Origin of the sequence: Nocardioides albus (assembly GCF_014648255.1) — a bacterium.
Classification (GTDB): Bacteria; Actinomycetota; Actinomycetes; order Propionibacteriales; family Nocardioidaceae; genus Nocardioides; species Nocardioides albus.
The window spans coordinates 48,654-69,926 of record NZ_BMQT01000003.1 but is presented as its reverse complement, the minus strand read 5'-3'; the positions used below and the strand labels follow the sequence as shown (position 1 = coordinate 69,926).

The 21,273-nt window shown below is 69.0% G+C and carries 16 protein-coding genes; 14 read left to right on the top strand and 2 right to left on the bottom strand.

Annotation, left to right across the window (positions count from 1 at the left end; all coding sequences use genetic code 11):
• Positions 1–34: 34 nt before the first annotated feature.
• From IEY84_RS06510 to IEY84_RS06465, 10 genes are all read left to right on the top strand, one after another.
• Positions 35–2,539, top strand: a complete 2,505-nt coding sequence (locus tag IEY84_RS06510) for a GcvT family protein (RefSeq protein ID WP_183543523.1) — start codon at positions 35–37, stop codon at positions 2,537–2,539.
• A gap of 92 nt (positions 2,540–2,631) precedes the next feature.
• The gene (glyA, locus tag IEY84_RS06505; RefSeq protein WP_308424446.1) at positions 2,632–3,927 is read left to right on the top strand and encodes a serine hydroxymethyltransferase; all 1,296 of its coding nucleotides are present in this window, start codon (positions 2,632–2,634) and stop codon (positions 3,925–3,927) included.
• On the top strand, positions 3,927–5,144 hold the full coding sequence (locus IEY84_RS06500) for a sarcosine oxidase subunit beta family protein (RefSeq protein WP_183543520.1): 1,218 nt from the start codon (positions 3,927–3,929) through the stop codon (positions 5,142–5,144). The genes glyA and IEY84_RS06500 overlap by 1 nt, the downstream gene beginning before the upstream one ends.
• Before the next feature lie 12 nt (positions 5,145–5,156).
• Positions 5,157–5,447 carry a sarcosine oxidase subunit delta gene (locus tag IEY84_RS06495; protein WP_183543518.1) on the top strand — a complete coding sequence of 97 codons (291 nt, stop codon included), beginning with the start codon at positions 5,157–5,159 and terminating at the stop codon, positions 5,445–5,447.
• Positions 5,444–8,353, top strand: coding sequence for a sarcosine oxidase subunit alpha family protein (locus IEY84_RS06490; protein WP_183543516.1), 2,910 nt, complete (start codon positions 5,444–5,446; stop codon positions 8,351–8,353). The genes IEY84_RS06495 and IEY84_RS06490 overlap by 4 nt, the downstream gene beginning before the upstream one ends.
• Positions 8,346–8,978: a sarcosine oxidase subunit gamma gene (locus IEY84_RS06485; protein WP_183543514.1), complete on the top strand. Its 633-nt coding sequence runs from the start codon at positions 8,346–8,348 to the stop codon at positions 8,976–8,978. Before IEY84_RS06490 ends, IEY84_RS06485 begins: the two co-directional genes overlap by 8 nt.
• A complete protein-coding gene (locus IEY84_RS06480; RefSeq protein WP_183543512.1) occupies positions 8,978–10,351 on the top strand; it encodes an L-serine ammonia-lyase in 1,374 nt (457 codons plus the stop codon). The genes IEY84_RS06485 and IEY84_RS06480 overlap by 1 nt, the downstream gene beginning before the upstream one ends.
• A gap of 29 nt (positions 10,352–10,380) precedes the next feature.
• Positions 10,381–11,265, top strand: a complete 885-nt coding sequence (locus IEY84_RS06475) for a bifunctional methylenetetrahydrofolate dehydrogenase/methenyltetrahydrofolate cyclohydrolase (RefSeq protein WP_183543510.1) — start codon at positions 10,381–10,383, stop codon at positions 11,263–11,265.
• Positions 11,262–12,143, top strand: a complete 882-nt coding sequence (gene folP / locus IEY84_RS06470) for a dihydropteroate synthase (protein ID WP_183543508.1) — start codon at positions 11,262–11,264, stop codon at positions 12,141–12,143. Before IEY84_RS06475 ends, folP begins: the two co-directional genes overlap by 4 nt.
• Entirely contained in the window at positions 12,140–13,477 is a 1,338-nt protein-coding gene (locus tag IEY84_RS06465; RefSeq protein WP_183543506.1) for a bifunctional folylpolyglutamate synthase/dihydrofolate synthase, read from the top strand. The genes folP and IEY84_RS06465 overlap by 4 nt, the downstream gene beginning before the upstream one ends.
• Positions 13,478–13,568: 91 nt before the next feature.
• Here the strand turns inward: IEY84_RS06465 and fdhA are convergent, their stop codons facing one another.
• Complete coding sequence (gene fdhA, locus IEY84_RS06460; RefSeq protein ID WP_183543504.1) at positions 13,569–14,780, bottom strand: formaldehyde dehydrogenase, glutathione-independent; 1,212 nt, start codon at positions 14,778–14,780, stop codon at positions 13,569–13,571.
• 238 nt (positions 14,781–15,018) lie between these two features.
• On the opposite strand from fdhA, the gene IEY84_RS06455 reads away from it, so the two are divergent.
• From IEY84_RS06455 to IEY84_RS06445, 3 genes are all read left to right on the top strand, one after another.
• On the top strand, positions 15,019–15,801 hold the full coding sequence (locus IEY84_RS06455) for an IclR family transcriptional regulator (RefSeq protein WP_183543502.1): 783 nt from the start codon (positions 15,019–15,021) through the stop codon (positions 15,799–15,801).
• Positions 15,802–16,085: 284 nt separating this feature from the next.
• The gene (locus tag IEY84_RS06450) at positions 16,086–17,336 is read left to right on the top strand and encodes an aromatic ring-hydroxylating oxygenase subunit alpha (RefSeq protein ID WP_183543500.1); all 1,251 of its coding nucleotides are present in this window, start codon (positions 16,086–16,088) and stop codon (positions 17,334–17,336) included.
• Between the two features lie 18 nt (positions 17,337–17,354).
• Entirely contained in the window at positions 17,355–18,521 is a 1,167-nt protein-coding gene (locus IEY84_RS06445; protein ID WP_183543498.1) for an FAD-binding oxidoreductase, read from the top strand.
• On the opposite strand, the gene IEY84_RS06440 is transcribed toward IEY84_RS06445, so the two are convergent.
• A complete protein-coding gene (locus IEY84_RS06440) occupies positions 18,522–19,196 on the bottom strand; it encodes a GntR family transcriptional regulator (RefSeq protein ID WP_183543496.1) in 675 nt (224 codons plus the stop codon).
• A 286-nt stretch (positions 19,197–19,482) separates the two neighbouring features.
• On the opposite strand from IEY84_RS06440, the gene IEY84_RS06435 reads away from it, so the two are divergent.
• The gene (locus IEY84_RS06435; RefSeq protein ID WP_183543494.1) at positions 19,483–21,258 is read left to right on the top strand and encodes a BCCT family transporter; all 1,776 of its coding nucleotides are present in this window, start codon (positions 19,483–19,485) and stop codon (positions 21,256–21,258) included.
• Positions 21,259–21,273 lie beyond the last annotated feature (15 nt).

Below are 21,273 nucleotides of genomic sequence, written 5' to 3'. Positions count from 1 at the left end.
GCCCCATACCACCCGAATTCTCACGGAGAAGCTCATGCCATCGTCCCGCAGCACCGCCTCGCCCCGCACAGTCATCATCGGCGCCGGCATCGTCGGCACGAACCTCGCGGACGAACTCGTGTCCCGCGGGTGGTCCGACATCACGGTCATCGAACAGGGTCCGCTCAGCCTGCCCGGCGGCTCGACGTCCCACGCTCCCGGTCTCGTCTTCCAGATCAACCCCTCGAAGACGATGACCCTGTTCGCCAAGTACACCGTCGAGAAGTTCCTGTCCCTGGAGAAGGACGGGGTGAGCTGCTTCAACCAGGTCGGTGGCCTCGAGGTGGCGACCACCGAGGCCCGCGTCGCGGAGCTCTACCGCAAGCTGGGCTACGCGAAGTCCTGGGGGATCGACGCCCGGGTCATCGGCCCCGCCGAGTGCAAGGACCTCTACCCGCATCTCGATGAGGCGCAGGTCCTCGCCGGTCTGCACATCCCCACCGACGGCCTCGCCCGGGCGGCCCATGCCGTCGACATCCTCATCGAGCGTACGCAGGCGGCCGGGGTCACCTACCTCGAGCACACCACGGTGACCGGAGTCCTCCAGGAGGGCGGCCGCGTCACCGGCGTCGAGACCACCAATGGCGTGGTCGAGGCAGACATCGTCGTCTCCTGCGCCGGGTTCTGGGGCGTCGAGGTGGGTGCGATGGCGGGCACCACGGTGCCGCTCCTCCCGCTCGCCCACCAGTTCGTCAAGACCACTCCGGTCCCGGCTCTGGCAGGCAAGCACAAGCAGTCCGACGGCGCGACGCTGCCGATCCTGCGCCACCAGGACCAGGACCTCTACTTCCGGGAGTGGGGCGAGGCGTACGGGATCGGCTCGTACGCCCACAAGCCGATGCCGTACGTCGCCTCCGATCTCGGCCCGACCCCAGAGCACGTCGACCACGACAACATGCCCTCGCGGCTCGACTTCACGCCCGAGGACTTCGAGGGCCCGTGGGACGAGTGCCGCAAGCTGCTTCCATGCCTGCGGGAGACGGAGATCGCGGAGTCCTCGTTCAACGGCATCTTCTCGTTCACGCCGGACGGCGGTTCCCTCGTCGGTGAGTCCCGCGAGGTCGACGGCTTCTGGGTGGCCGAGGCCGTCTGGGTCACCCACTCCGCCGGCGTCGCCCGGGCTGTGGCCGAGGTGCTGACGACCGGGCGCTCGCAGTACGACCTCGCCGACCTCGAGCTCAACCGCTTCGAGGAGACCCAGCTGGCCCCGGCGTACGTCAGCGAGACCTCGCAGCAGAACTTCGTCGAGATCTACGACATCCTTCACCCGCTGCAGCCCAAGGAGTCGCCGCGCGACATCCGGGTCAGCCCCTTCCACGCCCGTCAGGTCGAGCTCGGTGCTTTCTTCCTCGAGGCCGGCACGTGGGAGCGCCCGCACTGGTACGAGGCCAACGCGGCTCTGCTCGACGAGCTGCCGGAGGAGTGGAAGGCGCCGACGCGCGACGACTGGTCGGCCCGGTACCACTCGCCGATCGCGGCGGTCGAGGCGTGGAAGACCCGCACCGCCGTCGCCATGTACGACATGACGCCGCTGCGCCGCCTCGAGGTCTCCGGTCCTGGGGCCGAGACGCTGCTGCAGCGGCTCACCGCCGGCGACGTGAGCAAGAAGCCCGGAGCGGTGACCTACACGCTGTTCCTCGACGAGCAGGGTGGGATCAAGAGCGACATCACCGTCGCGCGCCTCGAGGACGAGCTCTACCAGGTCGGGGCCAACGGGACGGTCGACCTGGCGTACCTCCGCCGGGAGGCGCGCAAGCTGCGGGCCGAGGACGCTTCCCTCGCCACGGACATCCGTGACACGACAGGAGGCACCTGCTGCATCGGCCTGTGGGGGCCGCTGGCCAGGGACCTGATCGCGAAGGTCAGCGCCGACGACTTCACCAACGACGGTCTGAAGTACTTCCGTGGCAAGCGGGCCACCATCGGCGGGATCCCGGTCACGGCTCTGCGGCTGTCCTACGTCGGAGAGCTCGGCTGGGAGATCTACGCCTCCGCCGAGAACGGCCAGAAGCTGTGGGACGTCCTGTGGGCAGCCGGCCAGGAGCACGGCGTCATCGCCGCCGGCCGGGCCGCGTTCGGCGCGCTGCGGCTGGAGAAGGGCTACCGGTCCTGGGGTGCCGACATGACCACCGAGCACGATCCGTACGAGGCGGGCGTCGGGTTCGCGGTGAAGACCGCCAAGGAGGACTTCGTGGGCAAGGCCGCGCTCGAGGGCCGCTCGGTGGAGACCTCGGCCCGCCGGCTTCGCTGCCTCACCGTCGACGACGGCAAGTCCATGGTGCTCGGCAAGGAGCCCGTCCTGTCGGGGGAGACCGCCGTCGGGTACGTCACGAGCGCGGCGTACGGATTCACGATCGGCAAGCCGATCGCCTATGCCTACCTGCCGGCGGAGATCGGGGAGGGCGACCAGGTCGAGATCGAGTACTTCGGCCAGCGGATCCCCGCGACGGTCACGCCGGAGCCGCTCTTCGACCCGCAGATGAGCCGTCTGCGCGGCTGACCATCGGCCGTTGACAGGTCTCTCGACAACGCAGCATACTGTGATCTAGAACTGATATATCAATGGTACTTCAAGAACTTGGGAGCTCACCCGTGGTTGACGTCCTGACTGCCTCGCTCGCAGACCTCGATCCCGAGGTCAGCGAGCAGATCGACGCCGAGCTGAGCCGCCAGCAGACGACGCTGGAGATGATCGCCTCGGAGAACTTCGCCCCCGCCGCCGTCATGGAGGCGCAGGGCTCGGTCCTCACCAACAAGTACGCCGAGGGCTACCCCGGCCGTCGCTACTACGGCGGCTGCGAGCACGTCGACGTCATCGAGCAGCTCGCGATCGACCGGCTCAAGGCGCTCTTCTCCGCCGAGTACGCCAACGTGCAGCCGCACTCGGGCGCCCAGGCCAACGCCGCCGCGATGTTCGCGCTCCTCGAGCCGGGCGACACCATCCTCGGCCTCTCGCTGGCCCACGGCGGCCACCTCACCCACGGCATGAAGATCAACTTCTCCGGCCGCCTCTACCAGGTCGTTCCGTACGAGGTCAGCCGTGAGGACTTCCTGATCGACATGGCCGAGGTCGAGCGTCTCGCCCTCGAGCACCGGCCCAAGCTGATCGTCGCGGGCTGGTCCGCCTATCCCCGTCAGCTGGACTTCGCGGAGTTCCGCCGGATCGCGGACCTGGTCGGCGCTCGGCTCATGGTCGACATGGCGCACTTCGCGGGCCTGGTCGCGACCGGCCTCCACCCGAACCCGGTGCCCTTCGCCGACGTCGTCACCTCGACGACTCACAAGACCCTGGGTGGCCCGCGCGGTGGCGTCATCCTCACCAACGACCCCGCCGTCGCCAAGAAGATCAACTCCTCGGTCTTCCCCGGCCAGCAGGGTGGTCCGCTCGAGCATGTCATCGCCGGTAAGGCGGTCGCCTTCAAGGTCGCCGCGGAGCCCGAGTTCCGCGAGCGCCAGGAGCGTACGCTGCGAGGCGCCCGCATCATCGCCGAGCGGCTGCTCGCCGACGACGTCGCGGCCGCGGGCGTCTCGGTGGTCAGCGGCGGCACGGACGTACATCTCGTGCTTGTCGACCTGCGCGACTCCGAGCTCACCGGCCAGGACGGGGAGGACCGGCTCCACCGGATCGGCATCACGGTCAACCGAAACGCGGTCCCGTTCGACCCGCGTCCGCCGATGGTCTCCTCCGGTCTGCGGATCGGCACGCCGGCTCTGGCCACCCGCGGGTTCGGCGACGCCGACTTCAGCGAGGTGGCCGACATCATCGCGGCCGCGCTGAAGGACGACTTCACCGACGAGACGGCCGATGAGCTGCGCAGCCGGGTCACGGTCCTCGCGGAGAAGTACCCGCTCTACCCCCACCTGACCGAGTCGAACGGAGCCGAGTGATGGCAGATCTGCTGCCCGAGCACCCCGACTTCCTCTGGCGCAACCCGGAGCCCAAGTCGTCCTACGACGTCATCATCATCGGCGGCGGCGGGCACGGCCTGGCGACGGCCTACTACCTGGCGAAGAACCACGGCATCACCAACGTCGCCGTCCTCGAGCGTGGGTGGCTCGCGGGCGGAAACATGGCCCGGAACACGACGATCATCCGGTCGAACTACCTCTGGGACGAGTCCGCGGCGATCTACGAGCACTCCCTCAAGCAGTGGGAGGTGCTCCCCGAGGAGCTCGACTACGACTTCTTGTTCAGCCAGCGCGGCGTGCTCAACCTCGCCCACACGCTGCAGGACGTACGCGACTCGGTGCGGCGCTGCGAGGCCAACCGCCTCAACGGGGTCGACGCCGAGTGGCTCGACGCGGACCAGGTGAAGGAGGTCTGCCCGATCATCAACACCAGCGACAACATCCGCTACCCGGTCATGGGCGCGACCTACCAGCCGCGCGCGGGCATCGCCAAGCACGACCACGTCGCCTGGGCGTTCGCCCGCAAGGCCGACGAGCTCGGCGTCGACCTGATCCAGGACTGCGAGGTGACCGGCTTCGTCAAGGACGGCAACCGGGTGGTCGGCGTGCAGACCAGCCGCGGCACGATCGCGGCCGGGAAGGTCGCGCTGTGCGCGGCGGGACACTCCAGCGTCCTGGCCGAGATGGCCGGCTTCGACCTGCCGATCCAGTCGCACCCGCTGCAGGCGCTCGTCTCCGAGCTCCATCAGCCGGTCCACCCGACCGTGGTGATGTCGAACCACGTCCACGTCTACGTCTCCCAGGCCCACAAGGGCGAGCTCGTCATGGGCGCCGGCGTCGATGCGTACAACGGCTACGGGCAGCGTGGCGGGTTCCATGTGATCGAGGAGCAGATGGCAGCGGCCGTCGAGCTGTTCCCGATCTTCGCCCGCGCCCACCTGCTGCGCACCTGGGGCGGCATCGTCGATGTCACCCCGGACGCCTCTCCGGTGGTGAGCAAGACGCCGATCGACCAGCTCTACGTGAACTGCGGCTGGGGCACCGGCGGCTTCAAGGGCACTCCCGGTGCCGGTTGGACGATGGCGCACACGATCGCCCACGACGAGCCGCACGAGTACAACGCCCCGTTCGCACTGGAGCGATTCAGCACCGGTGCCCTCATCGACGAGCACGGCGCAGCCGCCGTGGCCCACTGAAAGGAGCCGACGATGATTCTCATCAGCTGCCCCGACTGCGGCTCCCGCGACGAGACCGAGTTCCACTACGGCGGCCAGGCCCACGTCCCCTACCCGGAGGACCCGAACGCCCTCACCGACGAGGAGTGGGGCCGCTATCTGTTCTACCGCGAGAACACCAAGGGCATCTTCGCCGAACGCTGGGTCCACAGCTCTGGCTGCCGCAAGTGGTTCAACGTTCTTCGCGACACCGTCACCTACCGCATCGCCGCCGTCTACCGGACCGGCGAACCGCGCCCCACCCTGGATGGAGGCTCGCAGTGAGCACGACGTCTTACCGCCTCGCGGCCGGCGGGCGGATCGACCGATCCACCCGTCTCACCTTCCATGTCGACGGGCAGGAGTACGCCGGTCACGCCGGTGACACCCTCGCGTCGGCGCTGATCGCCAACGGCGTGCTCGAGTGCGGGCCGTCGCTGTACCGGCAGCGACCGCGCGGTGTCATCGCCGCGGGGGTCGAGGAGCCCAACGCGCTGGTCAAGCTGAGGCGTCCGGGTGACTCGGTCACCGAGTCCATGCTTCCCGCCACGACCGTCGAGCTCGTCGACGGGCTCGAGGCCCACTACCTCAGCGGCCTCGGCGAGCTCGACCCCGCCGACGACACCGCGATCTACGACAAGTCGTACGTCCACACCGACGTGCTCGTCATCGGCGCCGGCCCCACCGGGCTGGCGGCGGCCCGCACCGCCGGCGCGTCCGGCGCCCGGGTGATCCTCATCGACGACCAGCCCGAGCTCGGCGGGTCCCTCCTCTCGACCCGCGGCCTAGAGATCGACGGCGTGGACAGCGACACCTGGCTGCGCGAGGTCGCCGAGGAGCTCGCGGCCTCCCCGGAGGTCACCGTCCTCACTCGGACCAACGCCTTCGGCAGCTACGACGCCAACTACGTGATCGCGCTCGAGAGTCGGCTCGACCCCCTCGACGCCTCCGCCAAGGAAGCGCTCACCGGCCTGTCGCGGCAGCGCCTGTGGCACATCCGGGCACAACAGGTCATCGTCGCGACCGGGGCTCACGAGCGCCCGCTCGTGTTCGCCGACAACGACCGCCCCGGCGTCATGCTCGCCTCTGCCGTCCGCACCTACCTGAACAGGTACGGCGTCGCGGCAGGAGCCGAGATACTGCTCGCCACCACGAACGACAGCGCCTACGAGGTCGCCGCCGACCTGACGGCCGCCGGAGTCACCGTCGCGGCCGTCGTCGACGCCCGCGCCGAGCAGTCCGAGGCCGCTCGACGGGCCGAGGAGGCCGGCATCGAGGTGCTCTTCGGCTCCGCCGTCCTCGGCACCGCCGGCGACCCGCGGGTCACCGCCGCGACCGTGTCGGCGATCGACGCCGACGGCACCGCGGTCGGCGGTCGGCGGGAGATCGCCTGTGACCTGGTCGCCGTCGCCGGCGGCTGGAGCCCGGTGGTCCACCTGCACAGCCAGCGGCAGGGCAAGGTCCGCTGGGACGAGGACCTGGCCGGCTTCGTCCCCGACGGGGAGGTCCCCGGCCAGCAGATCATCGGATCGGCCCGCGGCAGCTACAGCCTCGACGCGTGCCTCGCCGAGGGCCGGTATGCGGCCTCGACGGCTCTGCTTGCTGCCGGCTTCGTCGGTGAGCTGGAGGCGCCGATCGAGCCCTTGCCCGCAGTGACGGGCAGCGGTACGACCCGCAGCCTGTGGCTCGCGGCCGAGGACGGCGTACCGCTCGAGGACCTGGTCGACCACTTCGTCGACCTCCAGCGGGACCAGACGGTGCACGACGTACTACGCGCCACCGGCGCCGGCATGCGCAGCGTCGAGCACATCAAGCGCTACACGTCCATCAGCACCGCCAACGACCAGGGCAAGACCTCCGGCGTCAACGCCATCGGGGTCATCGCGGCCGCGCTCAACGACGGTCGCAGCCCGGGTGAGATCGGCACGACGACGTACCGTGCGCCGTACGCTCCGGTCCCGTTCGTCGCGCTCGCCGGACGCGAGCGTGGCGACCTGTTCGACCCGGCCCGGCTGACCTCGATCCACCCCTGGCACGTCGCGCACGGGGCGGAGATGGAGATCGTGGGACAGTGGCTGCGGCCGTGGTACTACCCGCAGAACGGCGAGTCGCTGGACGAGGCCGTGCTCCGCGAGTGTGCCGCGGTCCGCGAGTCGGTCGGCATGATGGACGCGACCACGCTGGGCAAGATCGAGGTGTGGGGGAGCGACGCCGGTGAGTTTCTGAACCGGATCTACACCAACGGCTTCAAGAAGCTCGCGCCCGGTTCCGCCCGCTACGGCGTCATGTGCACGCCCGACGGGATGATCTTCGACGACGGTGTCACGCTCCGCCTCGACGAGGGCCGCTACTTCATGACGACGACCACCGGCGGCGCCGCCAAGGTCCTCGACTGGCTCGAGGAGTGGCACCAGACCGAGTGGCCGGCCCTCGAGGTCAGCTTCACCTCGGTCACCGAGCAGTGGGCCACCGTCGCCGTCGTCGGGCCGAGGTCGCGCGACGTGATCGCCAAGATCGCGCCGGACCTGGACGTCAGCAACGACGCGTTCCCGTTCATGACCTTCCGCGAGACCACGCTCGCCTCGGGCATCCCGGCGCGGGTGTGCCGGATCTCCTTCTCCGGGGAGCTCGCCTTCGAGGTCAACGTCGAGGCCTGGTTCGGTCAGCGGGTGTGGGAGGAGATCCACGCCGCCGGCCAGGAATGGTCGATCACCCCGTACGGCACCGAGACCATGCACGTCCTCCGCGCGGAGAAGGGCTACCCGATCGTCGGACAGGACACCGACGGCACGGTCACCCCGCAGGACGCGGGCATGGAATGGATCGTCTCCAAGGTGAAGGACTTCGTCGGAAAGCGGTCCTACAGCCGGGCCGACACCGCCCGCACCGACCGGAAGCACCTCGTCTCGGTGCTGCCCGTCGACACGACCTTCCGGCTACCCGAGGGCACCCAGCTGGTCGAGGCCGGTACGCCGATCACCCCCGCCGACGGACCGGTGCCGATGCTCGGGCACGTGACCTCCAGCTACCACAGTGCCGCGCTCGGGCGCTCGTTCGCCCTGGCGCTCATCAAGGATGGCCGCAACCGCATCGGCCAGACCCTCGTCGCGCCCGTCGGAGACCGACTGGTCGACGTCGTCGTCGCCGAGACCGTCCTCTACGACCCGGAAGGAAGCCGCCGCGATGGTTGAGACCACGATCGAGCCGCTCGACAAGACGATCAACGAGTTGCGTGTCAGCCCGGCCCAGCATCTCCACGGTGACTTCGTCGACGCCGGCGTCTCGGGCGCGCGGGGCGTTCGGGTGCGTGAGGAGCAGTTCCTCACCATGGTGGGCCTGCGCGTGCCGATCGGCTCGCCCGACCGGGAGCGTCTGGCCAAGGTCCTCGGCACCGAGCTCCCGGCTCGTTGCGGTGAGGTCGCTGTCGGCCACGACGTCGCGGTCCTGTGGCTCTCGCCCGACGAGTTCCTCGTCATCTCCCAGAACGTGGCCGGCTCCACCCTGGTGTCCTACCTGCGCGCGGGCGCCTCGGAGGATGGTGTCGCGGTCCTCGACCTCTCGGCCAACCGCACCACGCTCCGGCTCGAAGGCGCGTCGGCGCGGGCGGTGCTCGAGAAGGGCTGCCCGCTCGACCTCCATCCCCGGGCCTTCGCGCCCGGAACCGCGGTGGCCACCAGCATCGGACGTGTCCCGGTGCTGCTCTGGAAGGTCGAGAACGACTCCTATCGAATCCTTCCGCGCGCCTCGTACGCCGACTTTCTGGGCCGCTGGCTGATCGACGCCATGGCCGAGTTCAAGGTGTCGGGATCCGGCTGATGGCACTCAGCGTGTTCGACATGTTCTCCGTCGGCATCGGGCCGTCGTCGTCCCACACGGTCGGCCCGATGCGCGCGGCGGTGCAGTTCACCGACGCCCTGAAGGAAGGCTCGCTGCTCGACGGTGTGGCCCGGGTCGAGGCGGAGCTGTTCGGGTCGCTCGGCGCCACCGGCCACGGTCACGGCTCCGACAAGGCGGTCATCCTCGGTCTCGAGGGCAACCGACCCGAGACGGTCGACACGGACAACGCCGATGCTCGCGTGGACGAGGTCCGTGCCGTCGGTCGGCTGCGGCTCTGCGGTGCACGGGACATCGAGTTCGGTGCCGACGACGTCGTCATGCATCGCACCAAGACCCTTCCCGCGCACCCGAACGGCATGATCTTCCGCGCCTTCGACGGCACCGGGGCGCGGCTCCTGGAGAGCACCTACTACTCGGTCGGTGGCGGCTTCGTCGTGGACGAGGCCGCCGCCGGTGCCGACCGGATCGTCGCGGACGCGACCCCGATCCCGTACCCCTTCACCACCGGTGCTGAGCTGCTCGCGACCTGCGCCAGGTCCGGCAAGCGGATCAGCGACGTGATGATGGCCAACGAGATGTCGTGGCGCACCGAGGACGAGGTGCGCGCCGAGCTGCTGCACATCTGGTCGGTGATGCAGGAGTGCGTGCACAACGGCTGCACCCGCACCGAGCCCACGCTGCCCGGCGGGCTGAAGGTCCCACGACGCGCCCCGGGTCTCTACACCCACCTCCACTCCGTCACCGACGACACCGACCCGCTCCGGGCGATGGACTGGGTCAACCTCTTCGCCCTCGCCGTCAACGAGGAGAACGCGTCCGGTGGACGGATCGTGACCGCGCCGACCAACGGTGCGGCCGGTATCGTCCCGGCCGTCCTCCACTACTACGAGAAGTTCGTGCCCAGCGCGGACGAGGACGGGATCGTGAGGTTCCTCCTCGCCGCCGCCGCGGTCGGGATCCTGTTCAAGATCAACGCGTCCATCTCCGGTGCCGAGGTCGGCTGTCAGGGCGAGGTCGGCTCGGCCTGCGCGATGGCGGCCGGTGCCCTCTGTGAGGTGCTGGGCGGCAGCCCGGAGCAGGTGGAGAACGCCGCCGAGATCGGGATCGAGCACAACCTCGGTCTCACCTGCGACCCGGTCGGCGGGCTGGTGCAGATCCCGTGCATCGAGCGCAACGCGATCGCCAGCAACAAGGCCATCAACGCCGCCCGCATCGCCGCCCGCGGCGACGGCAGCCACCGGGTCTCTCTCGACGCCGCGATCAAGACCATGCGCGAGACCGGGGCCGACATGAAGATCAAGTACAAGGAGACCTCTCGCGGAGGCCTCGCCGTCAACGTCATCGAGTGCTGACATCGGCGCCTCGCGACAAGGAGAAGCGCATGAGCATCGCAGCAAAGATCGACGGCAGGCGCGTCGCTGCTGACCTGAAGGCCGGCCTCGCCGAACGGGTGAAGGCACTGCACGAGGCGGGTATCGACCCCGGACTCGGCACCATCCTCGTCGGTGAGGACCCGGGTTCCCGGTCGTACGTCGCGGGCAAGCACCGCGACTGCGCCGAGGTGGGCATCGCCTCGATCCGGATCGAGCTCCCTGCCTCCGCATCGCAGCCGGAGATCGAGGCCGCGGTGGAACAGCTCAACGACGATCCGACCTGCACCGGCTTCATCGTCCAGCTGCCGCTGCCTCCGCACGTCGACACCCACCGGGTCCTGGAGCTCATCGACCCGGCCAAGGACGCCGACGGGCTCCACCCGACGAACCTCGGCAAGCTGGTGCTCGGGACCCCGGGGCCTCTGCCGTGCACGCCGCGCGGGATCATCGAGCTCCTGCGACAGCACGACGTGCCGATCACCGGACAGCGGTTCTGCATCATCGGCTGCGGCCTGACCGTCGGCAGGCCCCTGGGGCTCATGCTCACCCGCCCGACCGAGCACGCCACCGTGACCCTGTGCAACATCGAGACCCGCGACGTCGCCGCCCACGCCCGGGCCTCGGACGTCATCGTCGCCGCGGCGGGCGTCGCGCACCTGGTGAAGCCCGACTGGGTCAGCCCCGGTGCGACCGTCCTGTCGGTTGGCATCACCCGCACCATCGAGGGCATCCTGGGCGACGTCGACCCGAACGTGGACGTCGTCGCAGGGAAGATGAGCGGCGCCACCGGGGGAGTGGGACCGATGACCCGCGCCATGCTGCTGACCAACATCGTCGAGATCGCCGAACAGCAGCTGGCTGATCGGGTGACGATCGCCGGGGCGCTGGCATGAGCACCGCGGACGTCCCGACGGCCGCTCAGCGCTGTCAGGTGATGGGCATCATCAACGTCACCCCCGACTCGTTCTCCGACGGTGGACTCTTCCTCGACGTCGACGCGGCCGTACGCCGGGGGCACGAGCTCATGCAGGACGGCGCCGACCTCCTCGACGTCGGCGGCGAGTCCACCCGGCCCGGTGCGCGGCGGGTCGACGAGGCCGAGGAGCTAGCCCGGGTGATCCCGGTGGTCGAGGCGCTCGCCCGCCACGGGTTCCCGGTCTCGGTGGACACCATGCGCGCATCGGTCGCCCGGCAGGCCGTCGCGGCCGGGGCCGTCATCGTGAACGACGTCTCCGGCGGGCTCGCCGACCCGGAGATGCTGCCCTTCCTCGCCGAGGTGGACGTCACCTGCGTACTCATGCACTGGCGGGCGCACTCCACCCGGATGGACGACTTCTGCTTCTACGACTCCGTCGTCGACGACGTGTGCGCCGAGCTCCGTGGCCGGGTCGACGCCGCACTCCACACAGGAGTACGTCCCGAGCGGATCATCCTCGATCCGGGGCTGGGTTTCGCGAAGAGCTCCGCCCAGTCCTGGGAGCTGCTCGGGGCCCTGGAGACGCTGCGTGGGCTCGGCTTCCCGGTCCTCGTCGGCGCCTCCCGCAAACGATTCCTCGCCGACGCCTCCGCGTACGGCAGGCGTGCCCCGGACGTCGCCGCCGACCGCGACGAGGCGTCCGACGCCGTCGCGGCCATCGCGGCGTACGGAGGTGCCTGGGGAGTGCGCGTGCACTCGGCCTCGGGTCCGGCTGCCGCCGCCAGGGTCGCCGCCCGCCTGCACGGCCGCGCGCTCGGAGCCGAACGGGTTGCCGCCCTGGCAGGGGAGCGATGAGCCACCGGCCGGCCGTTGCGACGGCTCCGGCTGCCGAGCTCGACGCCACCGAGGTGGAACGTCAGCTCCTCGCCCGTTGGCCCGAGACCAGGATCGCCCCGTCGCTGGAGCGCATCCGGGCCGTGATGGCCGCGCTCGGCCAGCCGCAGCGGGACTATAGGTCGATCCACATCACCGGCACCAACGGCAAGACGAGCACCGCGCGGATGGTGGAAGCGATCCTGAGCGAGCTGGGCTCGTCGCTGGGCAGGTTCACCAGTCCCCACCTCACCGACATCCGGGAGCGGATCAGCATCGGTGGCCGGCCGATCTCGCGGAGCGGCTTCGTCCGTGCTTATCGCGACGTCCTGCCCGCTGCCGAGACCGTCGACGGGGGGAGCGCCACGTCGCTGTCGTTCTTCGAGATGACGGTCGCCATGGCCTACCAGGCGTTCTCGACCGCCGGCATCGACGTCGCCGCGGTCGAGGTCGGCATGGGCGGCATGTGGGACGCGACCAACGTCATCGACGCCGAGGTCGCCGCGATCCTTCCGATCGGCCTCGACCACGTCGACCACCTGGGCCCGACCAGGCTCGACATCGCGGCCGAGAAGGCCGGGATCATCAAGCCGGGTGCGCTGGCCGTGACGGCGCGGCAGGCACTCGATGTCGAGCAGCTGCTGCGATCTCACGCCGACGCGCATCTCGCGCGGCTCATGGTCGAGGGGCGTGACTTCTGCCTGAGCGGTCGCCGCGCTCTCGGCAGCGGGCAGATCATCTCGGTCGACGGGCTCGCGGGTCGCTACCAGGATGTCCCGCTGTCGCTTCATGGACGTCACCAGGCCCACAACGCCGTGCTCGCGATCGCGAGCGTCGAAGCCCTCCTGGAGGACGTGGTCCCGCCGGACGCGCTGCGACGAGCCCTGGGTTCGGTCAGGTCACCCGGCCGCCTCGAGGTGCTGCCCGGCACCCCTGCCGTGATCCTCGACGCCGCCCACAACCCCGACGGCGCCCGGGCCCTGGCGGCCGGCCTGTCCGACCTGGGCCGACGGCCGACCGTCGCCGTGGTCGCCGCGCTGGGCGACAAGGACCTCGCCGGCATGCTCGCAGAGCTCGAGCCCGTCGTGGCCACGATGGTCTGCACCCGGAACAGCAGCCCGAGATCGCTCTCCTCACAAGACGTCGCCGTCGCGGCGCGGAAGATCCTGGGCGCGGACCGGGTCATGGAGGTCGACGACCTGGCCGATGCCCTGCAGGAGGCGACCGAAGCCGCCTCCAGGCACGGCGACGGCCAGGTGCTGGTCACCGGCTCCGTCGTCACCGTCGGCGAGGCGCGTCGCCTGCTCGGTCTGTGAACCCCGCGGCCATGTGAAGCTCGGGCAGGTGAAACGGTCCTGCCCCCGGCCAATCTGGCCGGGGACAGGACCGTTGTGCTGTCCGGCCGGGTCAGCGCACCATGCCGTGCGGGTCGATCACGTACTTGGTGGCCGCGCCCTGGTCGAACGCGGCGTAGCTCTCCGGAGCCTCGTCGAGGCTGATGGCCTTCGCGTTGACGGCGTCGGCGATGTGGGCCTTGTCGGCGAGGATCAAGTTCATCAGCTGGCGGTTGTACTGCTTCACCGGGCACTGGCCGGTCACGAAGGTGTGCGACTTGGCCCAGCCCAGGCCGAGCCGGACGCCGATCTGCCCCTGCTTGGCGGCGTCGTCGACGGCGCCCGGGTCACCGGTGACGTACAGGCCGGGGATGCCGAGCGATGCGCCGGCGCGGGCCACGTCCATGATGTCGTTGAGGACGGTGGCAGGCTGCTCGGCGGCGTCGCGGCCGTGGCCGCGGGCCTCGAAGCCGACCGCGTCGACGGCTGCATCGACCACCGGCTCCCCGACGATGTCGGCGATGATGTCCGCGAGTGCGTCGCCGCCGGACAGGTCCGCCGTGGCGCAGCCGAAGCTGGCGGCCTGCTTCAGCCGGTCCGCGTTCATGTCTCCGACGATGACGGTCGCGGCGCCGAGCAGCTGTGCCGAGTACGCCGCGGCGAGCCCGACCGGGCCCGCGCCCGCCACGTACACCGTCGACCCTGTGGTGACGCCGGCGGTGTAGGCGCCGTGGTAGCCGGTCGGGAAGATGTCGGAGAGCATCGTCAGGTCGAGGATCTTCTCCAGCGCCTGGTCGCGGTCGGGGAACTTCAGCAGGTTGAAGTCGGCGAACGGGACCATGACGTACTCCGCCTGGCCGCCGATCCAGCCGCCCATGTCGACATAGCCGTACGCCGCGCCGGCCCGTGCCGGGTTCACGTTGAGGCAGATGCCGGTCTTGCCCTCGTTGCACATGCGACAGCGCCCGCAGGCGATGTTGAACGGCACCGAGCAGATGTCACCCACCTCGTGGAAGAGGACGTCGTCCCCGATCTCGACGATCTCGCCGGTGATCTCGTGGCCGAGGGTCTGGCCCACAGGCGCCGTCGTCCGGCCACGCACCATGTGCTGGTCGCTGCCGCAGATGTTGCTGGTCACGAGCTTGAGGATCACCGCGTGCGGGGCGGCGCGCTTGATGCCCAGGCCGCTGACGACGTCCTCGGGGAGCTCCAGCTTCGGGTATTCGATGGTCTCGACGGCCACCTCGCCCGGCCCCTTGTAGACGACGACTCTGTTGTCTGCCATGGCGTCTCTTCTTCCTGCCCCGGGTGGGGCGTCCGGCGTAGTTCAGATTGCAAGAGTGTTTCTCATAGCGAAACAAGAGCGCTATATGAAACAAACTAGACCGTCGGCGGCATCGCCATCAAGACCCTTTCGGGGACGAATTCAAGGCTTGCGGCGCGGTGCCCGGTGAGCCGCCACGGGCCTACTCGGCAGTAGGGGTCTCTGGGGGAGACCTGCCGAAGAGGCATACTGTTTCAGCATGAGCAACACGAGCGAAACACGGAGCACGACCGTTCACTCAGTTGACCGAGCCATCTCCATCCTCCAGGTGCTCGCCCGTCGGGGTGCTGTCGGAGTCACGCCGATCTCCGAGGAGCTGGGGGTGCACAAGTCCACGGTGTTCCGGCTGCTGGCGACGCTCGAGGCCCGCGGGCTCGTGGAGCAGAACTCGAGCCGCGGGCATTATCAGCTCGGCTATGGGGTCATCCAGCTCGCCGCGGGCGCGACTCGCAAGCACGACCTTTCGGTCACGAGTCGCCCGATCTGCATGGCGTTGGCCGACGAGGTCGGGGAGACCGTCAACATTGTCATCAACGATGGTGAGGAGGCCATCACGATCGACCAGGTGATCGGCAGCGCCGAGATCACCTCGGTGAACTGGGTCGGCCAGCGGAGCCCCCTGCACACCACTGCGTCCGGCCAGGTCTTTCTGGCGATGATGCGGCCGGAGGAACGTCAGCACATCCTGGACCGTGGGCTCGAGCGTTACACCGAGGAGACCGTGGTCGACTCGGAGCGGCTCGAGACGCAGCTCGCCGAGGTCAGGCGGCTGGGCTACGCCTACTCCGTCGACGAGCACGAGATCGGTCTGGCTGGCGTGGCCGCGCCGATCCGCTCCCTCGGTGGTGGGGTGATCGCTGCCGTCGTGGTCTCCGGCCCGTCGTTCCGCATCACATCCGAGAATGCGTCCGAGCTGGCCGAGCACGTGCTCGCGGCCGCTGCGGCGATCTCCGAGCGGAACGGCTTTCCCAAGGCCGAGTGACCTGACCTGACCTGCCCCGGCCGAGGCGAGGATCCGGCCTGATCACGTGGCCCGCATGCCTGGTGCATGCGGGCCACGTGGCGTTCCTGCGTCGTGACGCGCCTGTAAATCCTGTGAGGGAATCCACACGGAGTCGTTGACAGCGTCTCGGAACGCGCGGCAGAATCGCTGTTGCGTTCTGCGCAGCAGTTTTGCAGAGTGAAACAACCGCCATCTGGCGGTCCGCCTTTATCTGAACCCGGAATCTGCCCGGTTTGAGCGTGGGAGAGATCAACGTGACGCGAATGAGCATCGAAACGGCGCCTGCAGACCTGGCGTCCTTGGCGGACAGGCGAGCATCGGGCTACAGCCTGGAGGCGCCGTTCTACACCAGCTCGGAGATCTACGAGCAGGACCTCGACGTCGTCTTCGGGCAGCACTGGATCTTCGCCGTCGCCGAGGCCGAGATCCCGGACCCCGGTGACTACGTCACCATCGAGGTGGGCGCTCACTCCGTGATCGTCGTTCGCGACGACGACGAGAACGTGCGCGCCTTCCGGAACGTGTGCCGACACCGTGGATCACGGCTGCTCGAGTCCGCCTGCGGCTCGATCGGCAACATCGTCTGCCCCTATCACCAGTGGACCTACCGGGTCGACGGCAGCCTCATCTTCGCCGAGTCGCAGCAGGACTCGTTCGAGTACGACAAGTTCGGGCTCAAGCCGGTGAACGTCCGTGCCGTCGGCGGGCTGGTCTTCCTCTGCCTGTCCGATGAGCCGCCGGCCGACTTCGACGAGGTCAGCCAGTTCATCGAGCCCTACCTGAAGCCCTACTCGCTGGCCACGGCGAAGGTCGCCCACCAGACCGACATCGTCGAGGAGGGCAACTGGAAGCTGGTGATGGAGAACAACCGCGAGTGTCACCACTGCGATGCCTCCCACCCCGAGCTCGTGACGGCGTACTTCCCGATCAGCCGCTACGAGGCTGAGGACGTGCCGCCGCGGATGCAGTCGACCTTCGAGCGCTACCAGGAGGCGCAGGCTCAGCTGGAGAAGGCCTGCGAGGCCATCGGGTTCCCGGTCGGCGAACGCTGTGAGCTCGAGGGCCGCGCGACGGCGTTCCAGATCTCGCACCTGCCTCTCGACGGTGCCGGCGCCTCGTTCGGTCCCGACGGACAGCAGCTCTGCGCCAAGCTGATGGGGTCCATCGAGGACCCCAGGTTCGGAGACCTCTCGCTGCACATGCAGCCCAACTCGTGGTTCCACTTCCTCGGTGACCACGCTGTGGTCTTCTCGGTGATCCCGCTCGCGGTCGACCGGACGCTGGTCCGGACGACCTGGCTGGTGAACCCGGAGGCCGTCGAAGGGGTCGACTACTCGGTCGAGTCGCTCACCTCGGTGTGGCGGGCCACCAACGACCAGGACCGTGCCCTGGTCGAGAGCACGCAGCGTGGAGTCGCGGACCCGGGCTACGTGCCCGGCCCCTACTCGACGGTCGAGGGCGAGGTCGACGCCTTCGTCACCTGGTACGTCCAACGCGTCCAAGCCAACGTCTAGCAGGATCCGGGAGCAGACATGACGATCATGGAGACGGACATCCCCGAGGTGTCCGAGCCGAACTCGTTCGGCCTGCAGAACGGCCGCCCGGCGGTCGTCCGAAGCAAGCGGATGCTGGAGCCCTGCTGGGCCGAGAGCGACGTGGTGGACCTGGTGTGCAGCCAGGTCCTGGCGGTCACCCACGACGTGAAGACCTTCGTCTTCACGACCCGTGACAGGCGTCCCTTCGACTTCGAGGCGGGCCAGTTCATCACGATGCGGGTCGAGATCGACGGCCAGATGATGACCCGGTGCTACACGATCGCCTCCCCGCCGACCAGGCCCGACCGGATGGCGATCACGATCAAGCGGGTCCCCGGCGGCATCGTGTCGAACTGGCTCCACGACAACCTCGAGCCAGGGAGCTGGATCTCGATGCACGCTCCGGCGGGTGCCTTCGTGCTGCCGGAGGAGGACGTGCCGAAATACCTGTTCCTCTCGGCCGGGAGCGGCATCACCCCGGTGCTCTCGATGACCCGGACGCTGTATGACCTCGGGTCCGAGGCGGACATCCTCTTCGTGCACAGCGCGCGTACGCCGGCCGACATCATCTACCGCGGCGAGCTCGAGGCGATGGCGCGCCTGATGCCCAACCTGCGGGTGGCGGAGATCTGCGAGGGCGATGCCCCGACCGAGCGCTGGATGGGGCTGCAGGGACGCATCTCCAAGCCGGTCCTCGAGATCTTGGCGCCGGACCTCAACGAGCGGGAGACCTTCATCTGCGGCCCGGCGGGCTACATGGCGGCGGCCAGGTCTCTGCTCGAAGACCTCGGCTACGACATGGAGAAATACCACGAGGAGAGTTTCGACTTCGGCGCTCCCGAGGTGTCTGCTCCGGCGGCCGCGCCGCCGGTCGAGGAGGGCTCCGACGAGGAGGCCGCAGCCGGGTTCTCGGTCGAGTTCGCACGCAGCGGCCGGATGATCACCTGTGGCCCGGACGAGACCATCCTGGAGGCGGCGGTCGCCGCCGGCATGCGGCCCTTGGCCGCCTGCGGTCAGGGCATGTGCGGGACCTGCAAGGTGTCGATGCTCTCCGGCGAGGTCGAGATGAACCACAACGGCGGCATCCGACCGAAGGAGATCGCCAACCAGAAGGTGCTGATCTGCTGCTCCAAGCCGCTGGGAGACATCCAGCTGGACTGCTGATCAGAGGACCTGACGGATCTCGCGCTCGAAGTCACCGATGTGCTCGAGAGTGAGCTTCTCGGCGCGGTCGCCATCACCATCTGCGACCACGCCGAGAAGCTGCGCCTGCTCGATGACGTGGTGGGCCAGGTCGGGAAGACGGTCGATGACCATCCACCAGATCCGGACGGCGAGGTTGTCGTACCTGATCAGGATGTCCTCGAGGTGGGCGTTGCCGCTGGACCGGTAGATCAGGCTGTGGGCGGCCTTGTCGACCTGCATCAGGGCGGTGCGGTCGCCGTCGCCGAGCTTGCCCTTGCCGATCTGGGCCGCGAGCGCGCGCATCTGCTCGCGCTGCTGCGGTGTCGCCCGCTCCGCCGCGGCGCGGGAGGCGTAGGGGGCGAGCTGGCGCCGGATCTCGGTGATCGCGCTCAGCTCGGTCGCGTCGATGGTCGTCGCGAAGGTGCCGCGGCGTGGGAAGGAGTGGACCAGGTGGTCGGCCTCGAGGCGCTTGATCGCCTCCCGCACCGGGGTGCGGCCCATGCCGATGGCCGCCGCGATCTGGGCGTCGTTGATCGGCGCTCCCGGCCGGATGTCGAGCATCACCAGGCGGTCGCGGATGTAGAGGTAGGCCTGCTCGGCAAGGGAGGTGGCGGGTGGGTTCGCCGTCGTTGCCAGGATCTCGTCAACCGTCATGGGGCCATGCCTACTCGTCCGTTCCTGCCTGTGCACTTTTAACCATCTTAGGCTGATACATCAGTCGGCGGGCAATGACGTGCCGGACGCCGGCGACCGTTGTGGCCGTGCGGAGCCACGCTGCTCAGCGTCGCGATCTGGTCCTTGCTCGTGTGATGCATCACATATATGGTGACTAGTATATCAGCGTCTGACCGGGATAGCGCCCCACTGAAGTGCCGCGCCCGGAGCCTCGATGGCACCGACAGATGCTGCTCATTCCCAGAGCCCTCGATCGGAGCGCGTCATGAGATCAACTGCAGGCAGCGGAGACCTTTCCCCGGAGGTGTCACGCCCGGCGGTCGGCCAGAACGGGGTTCCGACCCATCCGGCCCTCGACTGTCCTCCCGAGGAGCCTGCCAAGGACACCGGCGGGCTCGACCGCGTCGTCTTCGGGGTCTCAGCGGTCATCGCGGTCGGCTTCCTGGTCTGGGGATTCGTCAGCACCGAGTCGCTGGCATCCGTCTCGGGGCGTTCGCTGTCGTGGGTGATGGCCAACCTGGGCTGGCTCTTCGTCACCGCGGCGTCGACCTTCGTCGGGTTCGTGCTGTGGCTGGCGTTCGGCAAGTTCGGGAACATCCCGCTCGGCAGGGACGGTGAGCAGCCCGAGTTCCGTACGGTCTCGTGGATCACGATGATGTTCAGCGCCGGCATGGGGATCGGCCTGATCTTCTACGGCGTCAGCGAGCCGATCAGCCACTACGTCGCGCCGCCGCCGGGCACGGCCGGTGACGGCCAGTCCGAGCAGATCCAGACGGCCATGGCCACAACCCTCTTCCACTGGGGGATCCACCCGTGGGCGATCTACGCCCTGGTCGGGCTCGCGATCGCGTACAGCGTCTTCCGTAAGGGCCGAGGTCTGCTCATCAGCTCGGTGTTCGAGCCCCTCCTCGGGCGCCACGCTCACGGTGCCGGCGGGAAGATCATCGACATGCTCGCGATCTTCGCGACGCTCTTCGGGTCGGCGGCGTCGCTGGGCCTGGGGGCGCTCCAGATCCGCAGCGGGCTCGAGATCGTCGGCGGGATCGGCTCGACCGGCAACGGCATCCTGGTCGCGATCATCGCAGTGCTCACGGTCGGGTTCGTCGTCTCGGCGGTCTCCGGCGTGGCCAAGGGGATCCAGTGGCTCTCGAACATCAACATGGTGCTCGCCGTCTCCCTTGCGCTGTTCGTCTTCCTGGCCGGGCCGACAGTCTTCATCCTCAGCCTGATCCCGACGACCGTCGGGAGCTACTTCCAGGAGGTGGCGATGATGTCGGCGCGTACGTCGGCCGAGGGCTCCGAGACCGCGGCGTGGCTGTCGAGCTGGACGGTCTTCTACTGGGCCTGGTGGCTCTCCTGGACGCCGTTCGTCGGCATGTTCATCGCGCGGATCTCCCGGGGCCGGACCATTCGCCAGTTCGTGACCGGCGTGCTGCTCGTCCCGTCGCTGGTGAGCCTGGCCTGGTTCGCGATCTTCGGTGGCGCGGCGATCGACCTGCAGCAGAACGGCGTGGACATCGCCGCCGCGGGCGGTGTGGAGACCCAGCTGTTCACCACCCTGGAGTCCTTCCCGCTCGCCACCGTGGCCAGCGTCGTCGTCATGATCCTGGTCGCGCTCTTCTTCGTCTCGGGGGCGGATGCAGCCTCGATCGTGATGGCCACTCTCTCCGAGCGCGGCTCCATCGAGCCCGGGAAGCCGACGGTGATCTTCTGGGGCGTCGCCACCGGTGCCGTCGCCGCGGTGATGCTCCTGGTCGGCGGCACCGACGCGTTGAGCGGCCTGCAGACGCTCACCATCGTCGCCGCCGTGCCGTTCGTGCTGGTCATGATCGCGTTGTGCGTGTCCCTGGTGAAGGACCTCCGGGCAGACCCGCTGGTGGTCCGCGCCGAGTACGCCTCCAGGGCCGTCGAGCAGGCAGTGGTCTACGGGGTCTCCGAGCACGGTGACGACTTCGTCATCCGGGTCTCCCGCGACCCCGACGCGCCTGCCGAGGAGCCGGTGGTCGAGCTGGCCGACGAGCTGCCCCGGTCGGCCGGCTAGCACGAGTCGCGAGAG

Bases quoted from the DNA above. Each gene is read 5' to 3' on its own strand.
- IEY84_RS06465 (WP_183543506.1), top strand. From the start codon at position 12,140: ATGAGCCACCGGCCGGCCGTTGCGACGGCTCCGGCTGCCGAGCTCGAC.
- fdhA (WP_183543504.1), bottom strand. From the start codon at position 14,780: ATGGCAGACAACAGAGTCGTCGTCTACAAGGGGCCGGGCGAGGTGGCC.
- IEY84_RS06440 (WP_183543496.1), bottom strand. From the start codon at position 19,196: ATGACGGTTGACGAGATCCTGGCAACGACGGCGAACCCACCCGCCACC.
- IEY84_RS06500 (WP_183543520.1), top strand. From the start codon at position 3,927: ATGGCAGATCTGCTGCCCGAGCACCCCGACTTCCTCTGGCGCAACCCG.
- IEY84_RS06455 (WP_183543502.1), top strand. From the start codon at position 15,019: ATGAGCAACACGAGCGAAACACGGAGCACGACCGTTCACTCAGTTGAC.
- IEY84_RS06495 (WP_183543518.1), top strand. From the start codon at position 5,157: ATGATTCTCATCAGCTGCCCCGACTGCGGCTCCCGCGACGAGACCGAG.
- IEY84_RS06485 (WP_183543514.1), top strand. From the start codon at position 8,346: ATGGTTGAGACCACGATCGAGCCGCTCGACAAGACGATCAACGAGTTG.
- IEY84_RS06475 (WP_183543510.1), top strand. From the start codon at position 10,381: ATGAGCATCGCAGCAAAGATCGACGGCAGGCGCGTCGCTGCTGACCTG.
- folP (WP_183543508.1), top strand. From the start codon at position 11,262: ATGAGCACCGCGGACGTCCCGACGGCCGCTCAGCGCTGTCAGGTGATG.
- IEY84_RS06480 (WP_183543512.1), top strand. From the start codon at position 8,978: ATGGCACTCAGCGTGTTCGACATGTTCTCCGTCGGCATCGGGCCGTCG.
- IEY84_RS06445 (WP_183543498.1), top strand. From the start codon at position 17,355: ATGACGATCATGGAGACGGACATCCCCGAGGTGTCCGAGCCGAACTCG.
- IEY84_RS06510 (WP_183543523.1), top strand. From the start codon at position 35: ATGCCATCGTCCCGCAGCACCGCCTCGCCCCGCACAGTCATCATCGGC.
- IEY84_RS06450 (WP_183543500.1), top strand. From the start codon at position 16,086: ATGAGCATCGAAACGGCGCCTGCAGACCTGGCGTCCTTGGCGGACAGG.
- IEY84_RS06435 (WP_183543494.1), top strand. From the start codon at position 19,483: ATGAGATCAACTGCAGGCAGCGGAGACCTTTCCCCGGAGGTGTCACGC.